This window comes from Mesorhizobium sp. M1169, from assembly GCF_040318345.1.
GTDB lineage: Bacteria > Pseudomonadota > Alphaproteobacteria > Rhizobiales > Rhizobiaceae > Mesorhizobium.
In genome coordinates, this window is the sequence record NZ_JAMYME010000027.1 from 39,291 (window position 1) to 55,168 (window position 15,878).

General features: G+C 59.3%; 15 protein-coding genes and 1 pseudogene. 4 read left to right on the top strand and 12 right to left on the bottom strand.

The features are described 5' to 3' along the window. Window position 1: 1 nt before the first annotated feature. The 7 genes from NKH41_RS23130 to NKH41_RS23160 form a co-directional block, all read right to left on the bottom strand. Window positions 2–1,072, bottom strand: a complete 1,071-nt coding sequence (locus tag NKH41_RS23130) for a TrbL/VirB6 family protein (protein WP_352688692.1) — start codon at window positions 1,070–1,072, stop codon at window positions 2–4. A gap of 223 nt (window positions 1,073–1,295) precedes the next feature. Beyond that, entirely contained in the window at window positions 1,296–1,970 is a 675-nt protein-coding gene (locus NKH41_RS23135) for a type IV secretion system protein (RefSeq protein ID WP_352688689.1), read from the bottom strand. A 51-nt stretch (window positions 1,971–2,021) separates the two neighbouring features. Next, on the bottom strand, window positions 2,022–2,903 hold the full coding sequence (locus tag NKH41_RS23140; protein WP_352934152.1) for a hypothetical protein: 882 nt from the start codon (window positions 2,901–2,903) through the stop codon (window positions 2,022–2,024). Further along, the gene (locus tag NKH41_RS23145; protein WP_352934238.1) at window positions 2,900–5,311 is read right to left on the bottom strand and encodes a VirB4 family type IV secretion/conjugal transfer ATPase; all 2,412 of its coding nucleotides are present in this window, start codon (window positions 5,309–5,311) and stop codon (window positions 2,900–2,902) included. The genes NKH41_RS23140 and NKH41_RS23145 overlap by 4 nt, the downstream gene beginning before the upstream one ends. Before the next feature lie 2 nt (window positions 5,312–5,313). Next, the gene (locus NKH41_RS23150) at window positions 5,314–5,622 is read right to left on the bottom strand and encodes a VirB3 family type IV secretion system protein (protein WP_023819753.1); all 309 of its coding nucleotides are present in this window, start codon (window positions 5,620–5,622) and stop codon (window positions 5,314–5,316) included. A 5-nt stretch (window positions 5,623–5,627) separates the two neighbouring features. Continuing rightward, on the bottom strand, window positions 5,628–5,936 hold the full coding sequence (locus NKH41_RS23155) for a TrbC/VirB2 family type IV secretion system protein (RefSeq protein WP_023819752.1): 309 nt from the start codon (window positions 5,934–5,936) through the stop codon (window positions 5,628–5,630). Window positions 5,937–5,948: 12 nt separating this feature from the next. Beyond that, on the bottom strand, window positions 5,949–6,962 hold the full coding sequence (locus NKH41_RS23160) for a lytic transglycosylase domain-containing protein (protein ID WP_352934155.1): 1,014 nt from the start codon (window positions 6,960–6,962) through the stop codon (window positions 5,949–5,951). Between the two features lie 472 nt (window positions 6,963–7,434). Here NKH41_RS23160 and NKH41_RS23165 point away from each other — a divergent pair, with 472 nt between their 5' ends. Further along, complete coding sequence (locus tag NKH41_RS23165) at window positions 7,435–8,034, top strand: thermonuclease family protein (RefSeq protein ID WP_352934158.1); 600 nt, start codon at window positions 7,435–7,437, stop codon at window positions 8,032–8,034. A gap of 526 nt (window positions 8,035–8,560) precedes the next feature. On the opposite strand, the gene NKH41_RS23170 is transcribed toward NKH41_RS23165, so the two are convergent. After that, complete coding sequence (locus NKH41_RS23170) at window positions 8,561–9,799, bottom strand: DUF1173 family protein (protein ID WP_352934161.1); 1,239 nt, start codon at window positions 9,797–9,799, stop codon at window positions 8,561–8,563. Between the two features lie 944 nt (window positions 9,800–10,743). On the opposite strand from NKH41_RS23170, the gene NKH41_RS23175 reads away from it, so the two are divergent. After that, window positions 10,744–11,094 carry a hypothetical protein gene (locus NKH41_RS23175; RefSeq protein WP_352698838.1) on the top strand — a complete coding sequence of 117 codons (351 nt, stop codon included), beginning with the start codon at window positions 10,744–10,746 and terminating at the stop codon, window positions 11,092–11,094. A gap of 205 nt (window positions 11,095–11,299) precedes the next feature. Here the strand turns inward: NKH41_RS23175 and NKH41_RS34195 are convergent, their stop codons facing one another. From NKH41_RS34195 to NKH41_RS23195, 4 genes and pseudogenes are all read right to left on the bottom strand, one after another. Next, window positions 11,300–12,013, bottom strand: a complete 714-nt coding sequence (locus NKH41_RS34195; protein ID WP_502906042.1) for a MucR family transcriptional regulator — start codon at window positions 12,011–12,013, stop codon at window positions 11,300–11,302. After that, window positions 11,991–12,157: pseudogene (locus NKH41_RS23185) on the bottom strand (NAD(P)H-dependent oxidoreductase); the annotation flags it as partial. The gene NKH41_RS34195 and the pseudogene NKH41_RS23185, both read right to left, overlap by 23 nt. 337 nt (window positions 12,158–12,494) lie before the next feature. Next, window positions 12,495–12,653, bottom strand: coding sequence for a hypothetical protein (locus tag NKH41_RS23190; protein ID WP_352934164.1), 159 nt, complete (start codon window positions 12,651–12,653; stop codon window positions 12,495–12,497). Window positions 12,654–13,267: 614 nt separating this feature from the next. Then, a complete protein-coding gene (locus NKH41_RS23195) occupies window positions 13,268–14,053 on the bottom strand; it encodes a sugar phosphate isomerase/epimerase family protein (protein WP_352934166.1) in 786 nt (261 codons plus the stop codon). Here NKH41_RS23195 and NKH41_RS23200 point away from each other — a divergent pair. Together NKH41_RS23200 and NKH41_RS23205 are read left to right on the top strand one after the other, a co-directional pair. Then, window positions 13,937–14,584, top strand: a complete 648-nt coding sequence (locus tag NKH41_RS23200) for an RNA-dependent RNA polymerase family protein (protein ID WP_352934169.1) — start codon at window positions 13,937–13,939, stop codon at window positions 14,582–14,584. The genes NKH41_RS23195 and NKH41_RS23200 overlap by 117 nt on opposite strands. Window positions 14,585–14,953: 369 nt before the next feature. Beyond that, window positions 14,954–15,841: a YqcI/YcgG family protein gene (locus tag NKH41_RS23205; RefSeq protein ID WP_352934172.1), complete on the top strand. Its 888-nt coding sequence runs from the start codon at window positions 14,954–14,956 to the stop codon at window positions 15,839–15,841. Window positions 15,842–15,878 lie beyond the last annotated feature (37 nt).

Consider the following 15,878-nt stretch of genomic DNA (forward strand, 5'->3'; position numbering starts at 1 on the left):
CCTATGCGGGATCCGTCAGCTTTCGGGAAAGCCGTGCATATTCCGCTGAATCCTCATACCTTCTCTGTGCGAGGCTCACGCGTGCCCGCTCGCGACCCACTAGGCGTTCCTGCCGCGTGCTCCAGCCCAAGCGTCCCATCAGCCTGCGCTGACCGGCTTGGCCCATCGCTGCGAAGGCGCCGCCGTAGAAGCGCCCAAACGAAGGCGTTCCAATACCAATTCCGCCCGCGAGCGAGGCGGCAACGTTGGTGATTTGCGACAGCAGCAGCACGCCGACGAGGCAGATCAGGATCAGCGGCGCGGCTTCGGTCAAGGTCGTTGTCGCAGCACCATTCGACCGGTTGACCGCGTCGAAATAGGTTTGGGTAATCGAGATGAAGAAGGCACAGAAGGCGTAGACCAGAATTTGCACGCTCATGTACTGCACGATCGCGGTTATCCAGCCGGCAAAGAACCGGGTCGTATAGCCGAACAGCATAAGAATGATGAACACTGGGGCGAGCGCCAGCAAAAGCCAAAGAAAGATCTTCGACAGGATGATGAGGAAGATCGCATAGCCGATGAGCAGCGCGCCGACGACAAGGATGATCGCCGCCAGTACGTAGCCGCCGAAGTTCAACACGCCAAGGCTCTTGATAAAGGCGGAGGTGGAATTGGCGAGCGAATCCCAGATGTTTTGCAGGGCCGTCTGCACGGAGTCGACGGAGTTCAGCCCGGCCGATGTCCCGGTCACATTGGCCGAAACGCTCGTGAGAAGGCTGTTCCCGATCGCGGAAGGTGTCTCATTCGCGAACGAATAGGCATATGTTTGAAAGTCCCCCCAGCTCGTCGCCAGAGCGTAGATGACGAAGGCGCGGAACAGCCGCCAGACCATCTCTTTTCCCGATCCAGTCGAGGTTCCCTGCCAGATGCTGATGGCCCAAAATATCACGTACAGCGTCAGCATCAGGCCGGCGACACCCCCCTGTCCGCCGCCGGTCAGGGCCGACGCGAGGTTCTGGTAGGCTTGCGATACATAGTTATTGCCGAACTTGTCGACCTGCTGCAGAAGCGTCGTGACATTGAAGTTCATTTTTTTGCCGTCCCCCCTGGAAACAGAGATGGATCACTATTGAGTGCCTTCATCGGACCGCACTCGAATGGGTTCTTCGTTTCTGTTCTTGGTTCAGGCGCCGCGAACGCCATCGGCTGCATCGGTCCCTCGTCGCGCGAGCATGGAGCCTTGAGCGGCTTGTGGCCGCACCCGGTCGCGACAGCGCCAATGATGGCGGCCGCTGATAGAAGAAAGCGCACCGTCATTGGCCGGATTTGTATTCGAGCCCCCGTGAGGCCTGGGTGATCAGGTTCATACGATCGATGTTTTCCTGATTGGCGGCCGCAGTAGCTGTGTTCACCGCGCCGATCAGCTCGTTCACGGTCAGACCCGTTTGCACCATGATCTGGCTGTTCTGATCGATCGAGCCCTTGATGTCCTGCGCCGTGCCGATCCGTTGAGCGCCCGACTGAAAAGCGCTGGAACGGGTCTTCACCCCATTTTGCGAGGAGTCGACCAGTCCGGTGACCGTGGCCGCGACGTTCACCAGGGCGCTGTAGTTCTTATCCATCTGCGTCGTCTGGCCATTGATCAGGCCCGAAATGGTTTTCACCAGCTGCAAGCCATTGATCATGTTCGAAACGATGCCCTGCGATCCATTGCCGAGGCCGGCGAACGACAACGAGCCGCCCGAGATCACGCTACCAAGCGAAGGCGCCTCCCCCATGGAGAAGCCGCCATTGCCCAAAGCCATCTGCGCGAGCTGGCCGGCCTGGCTCGACCGGTCGCCGGTGACGGCCTGCAGCGTCTTTTGCGTATAGTTCATGATGTTGCGGTCGGTGTTGAGGATCTCGCTCGTGGCCGACGCAATCTGGCGTGCCTGCTCCAGATTGGCCTCATCGATCGTAGGCACCTGCGCAAAGGCGATGCCGCCCAAGCCAAGCAAGAGTGCCGCTGTTAACGGAATTCCACGCATAGCCCTCTTCTCCTATTGAGCCTGATATTGCTTGATGGCCGACATCAGTTCGTCGGTCGTCATTGTCACGGGAGCGCGATTCGCGTCCCGTTGGATTTGCGAAAGCACGGGCGAGACGTTTTCAACCGTGTCGGTCGTGCGCGGCGCCGTGCATGTGCCGTCCGTCAACGGGCAGCACGGGTTGCCGGCCGTGCCGCCGCCGCTCGTAGCCCCGGGACAGCTTGTCGAGCCACCCGAACCAGGCGGCGGGGACGCGGGAGTGGGCACCACCAGGCCGGAGGATCCCCGACTTGTCAGTGTGGCAGTGCCGATGTTGCGCACGTTGAAAGCTTGGGCGAAGAACCCTGTCGCCTGGATCACCTCGTTGAAGCTCAGCCCGCCTTGGGCGCGGATTGCGCTGTTGCGGTCGAAGGCTTCCATGACCGTTTTGTCAGTCCCGATATCCTGACCCATGGTCTCGAAGGACTGCCTATTGGGGGCCACCGTTGACATGCTGCCATTCATGCCGCCGAGAACCTGACCGGTGATATCCAACTGGCCCCTTTCGCCGGCATTGCCGCCGATAGCGCCCGATCCCGACCCGGTCGAGTCGAACGCCGAAGAGCCCTTGATGTCCGGATTGGCCTCTTCCAAGGACGCCCGGCCACTCGCCGGATCGACCGAAGCCTTCGGGCTCTTCACGTTCTGCGCCTTTTTGGGTGTCGTTACCGAGCAATTGACGCCCTGCGTGGCGGACTTGGTGTCCTCCTGGATGAGCTTGATCTGAACCTTGTCGGCCTTGTCCTCGCTCCGCTGCGACAGAATAGGGCTGTCAGAAACCGGCACGGCCGCCATGGCCGTCGATCCCGCGAAAATCGTCACAAGGGCGGCCGTCGTGCCCATAATGGTCTTCATTCCGGGTCCCTCCCAAGAAAGATTGGCAACCAAACCTGCGGATCGTCGCCGACACGCGCGCGTAGCGCGTCGAGCTCCTGAACCGTCTCAATTCGACCGGAGAGGATCTTGATCGCATCAGGCATCGCGCCCAGATTGAGGCGCGCAATGACGCTGTCCTGATCATGCTTGATCAGGAATTTGCGGGCTTCGGGCGGGGTTTCGCGGATCCATTTGATCTCGCGCTCCGACAGCCCGAACGCCCTGTGCGATTCCTCGTCGGCCTTCGGGTTGGGGAAAAAAATATTGGTCGGCGTCTGTTCGATCAGCGTGTTGGCGATCGATGACTTCACAATGTCCGCCGCTGACTGCGTGCCGAAGCCAACGATGCCATTCAGCTTACGAATGGTTTTCAGCTTGTCCTTGATGAAGTAGCTGAAAATATCATTGTCCAGCAGCTTCCAGCCTTCATCGAGGAAGATCATGACCGGTTGCCCGTCAAGCAGCTCCTCGATGCGATGGAAGATATAGAGCAAAGCCGCCGTGCTGGTCGTTGCGTCGCTCAACACGCTCGTCATGTCGAAGCCGAAAATGGACGACATCGAAAACGAGTCTTCCGCGTTGTTGAACAACCAACCGCGCTGATCGCGCCTCATCCATGGCTGCAAGCGCGAATAGAGATCGTCATCGCCGGCGCGCATCGCACCGCGCAACAGCTCGGCGAACTCCTCCATGGTTCGACCTTCGGTCGGCGCGCTCGCCACCTGAGCGATCGCGTTGCGGATGACTTGCTCCTCCCGCGTCGAGTGAGCGTGTCCGTCGGATCGACGCAGCATGAAGCTGAAAAGCTGGAAGAGAAATTCCCGGTTGCGCGGCGTATCGGGCAGGCGCAACGGATTGAAGCCGGAAGGCTCTCCGGCCTTCAAAACCTCATAGCGGCCGCCAAGCGACCGCACGAAGATATCCAGGCCACGGTCCTTGTCGATCATCACCAGCTTGGGGCGCGGCGTGATGCGCTGCGCCTGTGCCGCGAGAAAGCCGAGCAGCACCGTCTTGCCCGAGCCCGAGGGACCGTTCAGAGTGAAGTTGCCGAGGTCTCGAACATGGAAGTTGAAGAAGTAGGCCGTTTGCGACGTCGTCTCGAGGACGCTTATCGGCGTTCCCCAATGGACCCCGCCAGTCCGGCCGCTCGGATAGTTATGGAAGGCCGAGAAGCCCGCCATGTTCTTCGATGAGATCATCGACTTGCGCGCCACATAGGCGAAATTGCCAGGCAGGGTGGCCCAGAACGCAGGTTCACAATTCAGGTCCTCGCGAACCCACAGGGCGGATACCTCCGTCAGCGCGGTGCCGACGTCGGTCACGCAGCGCGCCACGTCGTCCATGGTTTTCCCAAGGCACAGCACCGTCAGATGATGCAAACCATAGAGCGCTTCCGAAGATAAAAGCTCATCGCGCGCTTCACCAAGTTGATCGGCCACGATCGAGCCGGCTTCATCCGACATGTCGATCTTGCGCCCGACCCGCTCCATCTGGGTCAGCGCCTGGGGCTTGTCGATGATGGCGAAGGATTGCGTCACGATGAATTCGTGCGGCACCTTGAGCATGGGGTTGAGCATCCCCGGTCCCGTGATGGAGGGGTACTCGCCTACCGAAATGATGGCACCGTATCGCGTTTCGCCAGGGAACGCCCCGCGAATTTCCAGCGCATTCGGGCCGAAGAACAGCCGCTTCGTCGCTAGCGCCTCCGCGAGTTTCATGCGCGGCAGTGCCATCGGCCGTGGAAATCCGCCATTGACGAGCTGCACCAGGAATTCCAGCGGCTCGGAATGCCAAACGTCACTGCGCTTGACGACGGTGAGAACCCGCGCGCCATACGCCTGCAGGCTCTCTCGGACGGCTTTCATCACGTCCGTGAGTTCGATCAGCGCCCGCTCCTCGCTCGAAGAGCGACCGTTCGCAGCCCTTCGTCCCAAAAGCTTGCGGATCACGAGATCCGCCGTCCCGACCGTGCCTTGCAGCTCGCGCCGCACGATGGTCAGGTAGATATCGTTCACAAACATGCGCTGGGTGCGCAGGGCCGCCGTATAGCGCTGGTCCAGCTCTTGGCAGAACTTGTTTTCGAAGCTCGACTCGATCGCGGGCTTCACCTCGCGGCGCACGATATGCGAGTAGATCGCATAGCGGGAATTCGCCAACCCCCGAATGAGATCGTTGCGGCCGAGCAGGCGCGAATTGATCTCGGCGATATCGATCGTCTCGAAGCACAGTCCGCTCATGTGAACGAAGGACATCAACATGCCGTCCTGCGTCTTGATCACCTCGTCGGACACATGCCGCGAATAGGGTATATGGGCCGAAACCGGATTCTCCCGACGAGACACGGCCCCGAAACTCAGTTCATCGCGAAGAGCCCGCGCGATCGCCACGGTCACACCCGATAACTGCGCGCACCCCAGAAGCTGGCGCTTCGGGGCGGCGTCTTGCGTGAACGGATGAACATGATCTCGATGAACATGGGATCGCGCATGATCGCGATCCTGGCAACCGCATAGAGCGGCACGCAGATAGAGAGCATGACCAGATTATGGGTTGCGAGGAACACGACCGCCGTCAGCACGCCTATGAACCCCGCAAGCTCGTAGGGAATGCCGAGCACCGTCGGCGCTCGGGTCAAGCCCTTGACCAGCGGAGTGATCAACAATTTGGGCTCGCCAGGATCGATCCGGCCGTCTGCCATGCCGATCACCTGCCGACCGCGGATTGAAAGAATTCGACGATCTGGGCCGAGCCGAAGACCAGCACGATACCCAAGACCCAGCTTCCGGCCACAAACCATGACAGGCGTGCCGCCCAGGCCATGAAGCCCATGAAGATGCAGAACAGAACGGCCAAGGCCGTCGCGATCGGACCGGTCAAGGTCTGCACCAACGTCTGTAGCGTGCTTTGCACCGGCTGGAGATTTCCGCCCCCAGCCATCGCCTGCGTTGCCAAGAGCATGAGCGGCATCGCCACACCAGTGCTGCGTGCAGCAAACATCTTCCACAAGGTCATCAAAGCTTCTCCTCAGTCAAAGTTTTGCACCATCCCGCCTTGCCAGACCGGCGCCGTCGCTTCGCGAGACGTCATTGTGCTGCCATTGCGGGAGTTGGCGCGGGATGTCGGATCATTTCGTTGATCCGCTGCGCCGGCCGCAGCCGGTTGAACGCCGGCCAGGTCAAGGCTCACCGCCCAGGCGGGCATCACCGCCTCAGACCCGACCGATGGCCATTGGTAGAAATCGTTGATGACGTTGGCGACGTAGCCGACCGTCTCGGGGTAGGGCGGCACGCCCTTATATTTGAGAACCGCGATCTCGCCGGCATTGTAGGCGGCGAGCATGTATATCGGGTTCGGAAATTTGCGATGCAGATCCCGCAGAAAGCCGATTCCACCTTTCACATTATCCGCGGGATCGCAGATATCGACCCCGTAGCTTACCGCCGTGGACGGCAGAAGCTGCATCAGGCCATAGGCTCCTTTGGGCGATAGCGCACCGGAATTGAAGCGGCTTTCGGCCCGGGCAACCGCGAAGACGAGCGGCGGAGCAAAGCCTTGCTGGCGCGCGACCGTTTCGACGATACGCTGTCCTTCTTCCTTCGGCAGCGCAGCGACGCCGGGGCAGGGGTTGTCAGCCAAGGTCGGTGTCACCGTAGCGGCCGCGCTGTCAGCACCTCCCGCCGCACCGATCCGCTGAACGTCCTGGCTTTCGACCTGGTAGGCCGGCATCACCCGGCCTTTGGCGTCGACGGCCGCATTGACGATGCGACCGGTGGGTGCCGTGACGCTGCCCTGGAAGTTCCGGGAAGCTTCCTGTGCAGACGCCGCTTGGCACGTCACCAGGATCGCACCCGCTGCAAGTACCGTTTTGCGGGATCGAATCATTAAAATAATCCTACGCCGTTGCCGATTCTGGAATGCTGAATTAATACAATGAACCGATGAACCGCAATCGCGAAAATGAGGCTGGCACAATGAAAATGAGCAGAGTTCTTCCCGTTGTGGCGTTTTTGCCGCCCTTGTCGGCTCTGTCGGCGGCACCGGCCCATGCTGATGACTTTGGCTGCAAGGTCTTGCTGTGCATCCTCAACCCGCAGGGTTGGGCGAGCGTCGGCGAATGTGTGCCCCCGGTCGAGCGCGCTTTCCGTATGGTCACGCAGGGGGAGCCCTGGCCTCAGTGCCCCGAGGCCGGCAGTTCCGGTCGTATCGGATATGAGAAATTCAAACCCTGCCCGGACGCCACGACCGCCGTCTCGCCCGAGACGGAATCGAGCGGAAGCGACAACAGCTCTCGCTCACAAACTGTCTACAAGCCCGACAGCAACGGCGCTTTCTGTGCTCCGCGGAATGCGACGAATGCCTCTTGGGGCACTTACCCGAGAGGTTCGGGTTACGGTGCGCGTCCAACATCGGCTGTGACGCCGCGCGAGCAGAGGACGGAGCCAAACTATCTCGATCTCACGACGAGCGACGGCAAACAACGCTTCTGGTTCGATCTGAGCAGGTATCAATAATGAAGCCTGGCTTCGCCGCCGCCGGCATTCTCGCGGCCTCCCTCGCCGGTGTTCCGGCATGGGCCGAGGACAAAGCCAATCCCTGGTTTCCGATTCCCGCTACGGCATCTTTCAGCACCGGCGACACCTGGACCTATGCCGGTGAGACCCACCGTCTCTACGGCGTTCAAGCCTGCCTGCGAGGCACTCATTTCACAAATGGGGCAGGCGGGCGTGTCGATTGCGGGGAGGCAAGCCTTGCCATGCTCGTCTCTCTTATCCGGGATCTCAAACCTCAGTGCTACACGGCCGCCTGGCGGGCCGCGACCAAAACGCGCTTCGTCGTTTGCGTCGCACAGCCTACTTCAGGATCCGCGGCCGGTTCTCGCATCGATCTCGGCACGGCGCTGATCTCGACCGGCTGGGCTTTTGCGGCCGTCACTCCGAACGGCGCTCCGGTTCATGCTCCCTATATCGTCGCGCAGGAGGTCGCTAAAAAGCAGCACCTTGGCCTGTGGCAGTTCGCCGACGTTCCCGATCCGAATGCCATCATCCTCCAGAAAATCCGCAACGCCTCTAACGCGGCTGGTCAGTCTTCGGATCCGCCTGCAAATCGATAACCGATCCCCGGCGTGCTGCATCACACATTCTGTAGGGGCCATCGTAGGCGACGTCTGGAGAAGACGCGATCGCAACGAGTCTGGCTGCGCGCTAAGCGGCGATGAGCGTATCAGATTGACGGCCGTTTCGGTGATTTTGAACGCGGAACGACAATACGCTTCTCTGCGTCGATAGTTGCTAATGTCCGGCATGCCCCGCCCGCATCAACGACCTTCATGCTCATCCCATCGGTGACGAGGCGCTGGTCCAGACAGCGATCCGCCTCCGTAAGGCGCTTGGCGCCAGCGCTCGATCTTGCGGTGTTCATCCAAATTGAGGGAGTAGCTACGTTTCATGCACCGATCGTTGCATGCGATAGCCATTGGGATCGCTGCGAAGTCGCATTCAAGATAAAATGACCCCGCCGCGCCGGACTCTATTCCGCCTGACCTGGCCGGGCAACGCTCTGGCTAGGTCCAGACTGGACCGAACCCTTGACAGGGTTCGATCCACGGCGGCCGCGGCCCCCTCACGCACTGCCGCGGTTCACGTGTTCGGTCGATGTTCCAAAGCCTGCCTGTTAGCCGGAGCCGAAAGCCGCTGCTGTTTGTCCGGTAGCGCCGGCTGGGGGCCGCTTGCGTCCCAGCACCAGGTCTCAAGCTCGCAGCTTGAAACCAGATGGTCGAATTCCGCCCGTATGGCCTCCTTGGCATCATGCGGCACGACAAAAAGCGCCGTTCCCTGCTGGTCAACGTCAGTCAGAAGACCGAACGCCATCGGCACCGCTGGCAGGACGTTGTAGCGCAACGTTTTCACAAACCGCCGATGCTCCCCGGTCAGTACCTCGATCAATTGCTTTTCGTCGCTGTGCTGAAACGGGATCCAATGCTCCGTCACGTTCATAAAGCCGATTTCGTCGATCGCCAGGATGCCGGACGGCCTCTGCATGACCGTTGCGATGGTGATCAGGTGCGAATTTTCGTGCAGTCGCCACAGGTCGAATTCCGCTGCAAAGCGCTTCGGCACTGTCTTGAACATTTTCTCGTCCAGGAAGAGCGGCGCGTCGGGCATATGCTTGATCGACAGCTTGCCGCCAAACCGGGCGGGGTCGAGCGATTTCACAATGCCGATCACGATCTTCTTGTGCTTCGCCTTGGCTGCTGCCGCGAAAGCCCGCTCCCGATCCGCTGCCAGGCGATCCTTGTGCTCAGGGGAGTACATTGCCGGCATAAACAGCAGCTCGCGCAATTGGAACTTCTGGCTCGACTTTGCATCGGCCGCGCCCCAAAGAAATTTCCGGACCAATCCCCAATGTCTTTTTCCCACAAAGCCGGGTGCCATTACTGTCAGCTCCGCCTCTTCCCAGAGATAGTCGAGCAAGCCTCGCAGCGTAAGCTTCTTCGGATCGGCTTTGACAGTGTGGTGGGAAGTCCCCTCGCCGGATGGCCCCTGTCGCGCCTTGCCTTGTGTCAGTGCGAAGGCCAGCTTCAGCCGCGCCGCCTCCGAGGCAGGATCCTCAACGATCGCTTGACCCAGGACCTCCGCCTTTCCCGACAGTGCAAGGGGCAGTTCATAGCGATCACAGTCTACCGCATGGTCCTTGCCGGTGTTAGGCATGCGCTTGATAATCAATTCCTCGCCGACGGCGGCGATGTACATAGGCACTCCGGGATGCCGACACAAACACAAGACGCGAGCCTGCTGATCCCGCGCCTGACGCAAGAGCGTCTGAATTTCCCGGTGCTGGGGGCCAACCGTGCGACCCAGAATAGCAAAATCACTCAAAAGGATGCCATCCGACTTTAGATCGTGCGCCTTATGACTAAATCATTGAATCGATGTTTCGTTCAACCCATTGGGTTCAACGACGCTCCTAGTTGATTGATTGGGCTGACCAACCAGACTCGACTGGGCTCATGTCTCGCGTGGCGACCACGAACGGGCGAGCAGCGGCGTGGCGGCGATGTAACCGTCGGACTTGCCGATCGCTTTATCAGCTGCCCTTCGCCTGTACCATCACACTGGCATATGCGCGCGAAGCATCCAGGTCGCAAGCCAAGACGCGATTTCAAATAAGGGGGCGTCTGCGGCGCCGGGAAGTTTCGGATTCTCGCCTCCTCCAGGTCGGTAGTGACTGTTGCATACGTGCAACTCAAGCGGGAAGAGTTTTCTTAAGGGCAACACTATTCTTGAATTCGGCGGTCAGAATGCGAGTTAATCAGCCAAACCCGCCCGATCGAGTTTTCTCGCTACGGGCCACAATCAGCCTGGGATGCCCCTGTGAGTGCCGATACGATTGCTGGCGCAGTGAGCCGGGAGAGCTTCGCTTTCTCATACCTCCGCTTTGAACCCGAGACCACTGTACCAGCCCAGCGCCCCTCCGCTGGCTGCAGCAAGATGACTGGCTGCCAAACCATGCGGCTCCGTGTTTTAAAGACAGAAAATGACGTTTGGCCTACTGCACGCCCGGCTCTTGCCTGTGATCGCTGCCACAAATCATCGGTGGTCTTGGTCGTGACGAAACCGCATGCGTATGTCTGCCAGCTATGTCTCGACGGAGACCCTGCCGAGCAAACTGAGCGTCCTGACGAGTTCTCAGCAAGCTTAAAACACTCTGGTTATGGTTCGCCTATAACAAACCTGACAATACCTCGCTCATTGTCCCGGCCACGCGCTATCTGGACCTTGACCGTGGAATTCTTTCGTGAAGAAAACAGCGGCAGTGTTAAATGAGGGATGAAGTAACCGATCTTTTCACGGAGCTGGCCCTTTGGGCGAATGTGGTGATGCAATCGGAAATGGGCGACAGAATCAGAATTTGCGTCGCCTATGACGCCGGTCTCAAGCTAATCGCTGAGCGTACTCCGCCCGGGTCTCTGCCGCGACCGGCCATTGAAGCTTGCATCCTGCAGCATCAGGAACTGAAGGCCGCCGAAGACATCAGCTGCGTAGGTTGGATACTGGCCGCGATCGCTACGCGTGTTGGCGAACGAGATCTTCCTAAATGGGAGGAAGCTCAGAAGGTCATTGACATCACGGTTCGATTGCTTAGTCGCTACCGTCAAACTTGCGTTCATTGAAGCCATGGCCGCCTCGGCGGAACGGTCTTTATGCATATCAGGCATTCCCTTTAGCCTTGCACGGATGATGACTCTGGAAGTTTACGGCTCTACGAACTGAATGCCTACGTCTCCGGCTGCGTCAGAAAACGGGTGGATCAGTCGTTGTCAGGGTCGGAAAAGAGGAAGGTCGCTGGATCAAGTTTCAGCGCCCTGGCGACCGCGGCTATTGTGTTGACGCTGATATTGCCGCTTGTGTTTCAATTTCATGAATGTCGCCTCCGCCACGCCCTGAATTCGGCCATCTTATAGCGTGCAAAGCGCGTTGTCTTCGCTCCATGTCGATGATGTGCGCCAGACGCTTGCGGATCGCATTTTCGTCCAACTGATGGGCGCGCCCTCCGGAACCGTCTTCCCGTCGGCGAGCAGTCCGGCAAAGGACACCTGCAAACCGTTTGGCATGGTCTGCAGCGTCGTTAGGGCGACGTTGTTTCTCTGACGCGCGGTCGTCGCTGGCCCTCAACGGTCCGGAACAGCCCGGCCATGTGCATATGGGGATAGGCCGCGCTTGGCCCTCTCCCGCTCCAGCGTCTTCCCTTGGCTTTACTTTTCGTCGCGGTTTCTTAGGGAGAGCAGGTTTCCTACCCAAGCCTAGCGATTTTGCCAAAGCCGATCGCGCAAGATGGCGCTTAAGGGACTTGTATTTTTTGCCGTCCTCGAGGCTGATGATATAGTCTGGAAACACTGACCTTTTGGGATTAACTGCTGGCTTGGGAGCCGGACCTGCTATGGGAGACTGCTGGCCAATATTGGACAAGGCCGAATTCACGCTCGTGATCAAATCCGGCAACCCGGACCGACCAGTCACGGGCTGACGCCTGATGATTACCGGGCGGCGGGGAGACGGAGGCGGGATAGACGAACTCCCGTTCTGATGCATAGATCCCCGTCGCCAGGGTCCGCGCCTCGAAGAACCAGAAGAGCGGCCGGAGTTGATGCTCGACCATCAACGCGTGTCGGTCCCCGCCTCCGGTTGCGGTAGAAGTACTGGCTTACCGCTGAAAGCGGTGGGCTCCAGCAGATCGCTGGATGACCGCCGAACTGCAGCAGGCGCCGATTGAACTCCGAGCCTTCGAAGAGGTAGTCGTATCCTCTGAGCATCTCGGCGCGCGAGATGGCGGCGTGGACCTGGTTCTCGCGATGCCGGAGTTGGCCTTGTGCATGGCTGCTGTCACGACCGCTTCCGTGAGGGTATCCCGAAGGTCCGGGAACGTTGATCGCAGCCACCCGATGCGATCGCCAAGGGACAACGGACGCAGCCCGTCCCGCTTCAACAGCCGGGCCTCCTCGTCGGTCAGCCTTGTCCCGTGGTACACTTGGAGCGAGTTCGCCCTGATCCAGTCGAGGACGGCGTCGACGACCTAGCTCAGGGATGCGTCGTCGATCAAGGCGTCGGGCGCCTCCTCGTAATACGTCACCCTGGCGGATGGTAGGGATCGCCGGGCGCTCTCGGGAACCGAACAGCGCAGCGCTTCGCCGAGCAGAGCCATCCAGCCGTTGCTGTCAAAGTCGATGATCAAGATCGGCCGTCCCGCCATCACTGAGCGAAGCTTCATCCGCATTCTTGGGCGGCCAACGCCCGCCCAACCAGGCTTCGCAACTCCTCTGCCATCAATCCGTGCGGGTCTTTCAGAAGCGCGACAACGTCTTCCTTGCCGAATTTCGAAAAGACGATGGCGGTTCTAACTCTGCGCACGATGCTCTGCGACAGATGGCGAGATCGCACCGACACCTCAACGACCGCCGTCTGTTCGTCCCTCGGAGGGACAAACGCGACCACGAATTTGCACAAGAAGCGCTTCGACCGTTCCGAAGGCTTGTCGGATACCTCGACGAACCGATGGTCATGCGCGTGCCGAGCCGCAAGCTGTTCGGCGAGATTTGGTATCGCTAGACCGAGGGGTTTAGGCGGCGAGGGCAGATCAATGCCAAAGTCGGTCAGAGCATGAAACGTCTCTGGATGGATGAATTGTGCACGCGAACGAATGTCCAGCTCGACAACTACAGCCTCGTCGGGCTTCGTACCAAGGTTTTCAACGCGTAATGCGACCGTCGGCGGAGAGATTGACAGCGCACAAGCAGGAGCGACATTCCTACTTTGCCAAACCCGGACATTTTAACTTAGCTCCACAACCTAAAGTATATTATGGAGCTGAGTATTGTAGCGGCCATTTAGTAAGAGTTGCCGCTTCAGATTGTTAGCGGAGAAAATCTCGAACTCGGGACCGGTATAGCCGGCGCCTTCGACACTCGCGCGGATCGCCTTGAGATCGGCAACACCGTCGCCCATCATGCCGCGGTCCAGCAGCACGTCGCGCGTGTCGGCAAGCCAATCGCAAAGGTGATAGTCGAAAATCCTGTCTATGCCGGCGCGCTGCAACTGGGTGTCAAGGTCGCGGTCCCACCAGACATGGTAGACATCGACGGCAACGCCCAGATTCGGCGCATCGACCGCCCCGCAGATATCAACAGCGTCACGCACAGTCGTGAGGCAGGTGCGGTCCCCGGCGTAGACGGGATTGAGAGGTTCCAGCGCTAGCTTGACATTGCGGTCCGCCGCATAGAGTGCGAGGTCGGCAACACGTTCAGCGACAATCTTCAAGCTGGACGCCCTCGCCTCATCGAGACCCGCTGTCCTGTCGATCGCTTCGGTACAAGGAACGGTGTGCGGCAAAGCCCGGCGACGGAAAGGTCTGCCGGGCGCACCCGCTCGCCAATCTCGTTCGCCCCCGCACCGACTTCGCGGCGCCAGAAGACGATCGAGCCGAAACCACGGGCAGCACACGCATCGATCACCGGCGACATGATCATCGTGCGCTATGCCGATGATGTAATCGTCGGTTTCGAGCGCGAGCACGACGCCCGGCGTTTCCTTAGTGAGATGCGCGCGAGGCTTGAGGAGGTTGCGCTGTCGCTCCATCCGGACAAGACCCGCCTGATTGAGTTTGGTCGCCACGCGGCGGCCAACCGCAAGCAGCGTGGGCTCGGCAAACCGGAGACCTTTGCGTTCTTGGAGTTTACGCTCATCTGCGGAAAATCGCGTCAACGGCACTTCCAGCTTCAAAGGAAGACCCGCGGCCGCATGGGGGCGAGACTCAAGGACATCAAGGTGGAATTGCGGCGGCGCATGCACTGGTCGATCCCCAAGCAGCGGAAGTGGCTGAGCAGACCGTTGGGGGGCACTTCGCATACTTCGCGGTTCCAACAAATATCCGGCGCTCACAGCGTTCAGGTATCATGTGATCGACCTTTGCCGGCGTACGCTCCAGCGACGCAGCCAGAAGGACGGCGCTACGTGGGAATGGATCGCGCAGTTAGCCAACGACTACCTTCCCAAGCCTTGCAACCTTCATCCATGGCCGAGTGTTCGCTTCGCCGTCAAACACCCGAGGTAGGAGCCACGTGCGGGAAGCCGCCCGCGTGGATCTGTGCCGGGGGCGCACAGCAATGAGCGTCCCTACCGCGAAACTCTCATCCTGATCGGGTTCTTCCGCATACTCATTGTCGGATCCTCGACGATGTTAGGACATGAGACACAGCGTTCTATGAGGGATCGTGTTGTTTTCACAGGATATTCTGGTTCGGCACGATGCATGCAGGGCTATCCCCAAACGCGTTGAGGCACGGACTGAGGAGACATCAACCATGACCAGGCCCGCCCAACATGCGGTCTACCCGCGAAAACCGAGCTTTCCGAGCCGACGGAAGATATTGCGCATTACAGCGGCACATCCGGCATCTCTCAACTAGCAGGTGTTTTCAGGCCCCGGCTTGATTTGTCGTTTTGCCGGATTGAGCCGCGCGGAGAGACAGCCACCGTGTGGGCGCAGCTCTCGGCGCGAAGGCGGTGACGGCGATAGCACGGCTCGCGGGCAATCGGATACATGCACGCCGCATTGCACAAATCCGTCTGCGCAACGAACTCCAACAACGGATTGCCAAATCGAATTGGGAGAAAGACATGCTGATCAACCAAGGAGAACTTGCTAACCTCACGGCTGAATTCTGGTGGGGCCACGCAGCGATTTCGCACGTTCTGTCGAAGTTCGAAGCCGAGACAGAAACCCGCCCTAGATTTCCCTGTATTTTCGGGCAGAACGCGGTCAAACGAGGCAATTTATGCTTCCTCCTCATTCCATACAAATTCGAGACTTCACAATATGACCTTGGTGTTTTGGCTTCTGGGCTACGCACCTACATCGCACACACTAATATTCGCTCCATCGACCTCAACCACCATTGCCCACTACTAGTGCTTTTTGAGCCAATAACCACTCTTATAGCCACAGATCATTTCAAGAAGGTATTCATAGAAGCGATGCAGTTTCTACTGGATGAGGATCACGGAACTTGGCCTGCGAACGTATCCAAGGATCCTGCGCATCATACTTGGACGATGTGCTTTGACGGCTGTGAACTTTTCGTGAATGTAAGTCATCCAGGGCATGTTCTTCGTAAAAGTAGAAACCTAGGCCCCGGGCTGGCATTCGTTATAAATCCGCGCAAGATCTTCGACATAGCTGCTCCCGCTGATCGGAAAGGCAGAGCCATAACAGCAACGATCAGGCGCAACATCGACATCTACGACGATGTCGCACACAGCTCGTTGCTGGGATCTTACCTTCTCGGCGAAGCGCAGTGGCCGCAATACATGATCCCCGACAACAATGAGGAGGCCCCACTCGAGTGCCCTCTGCACTTCAAATGATTGACAGTACACCAAAGGATTCGCCATCCGCCCCGCC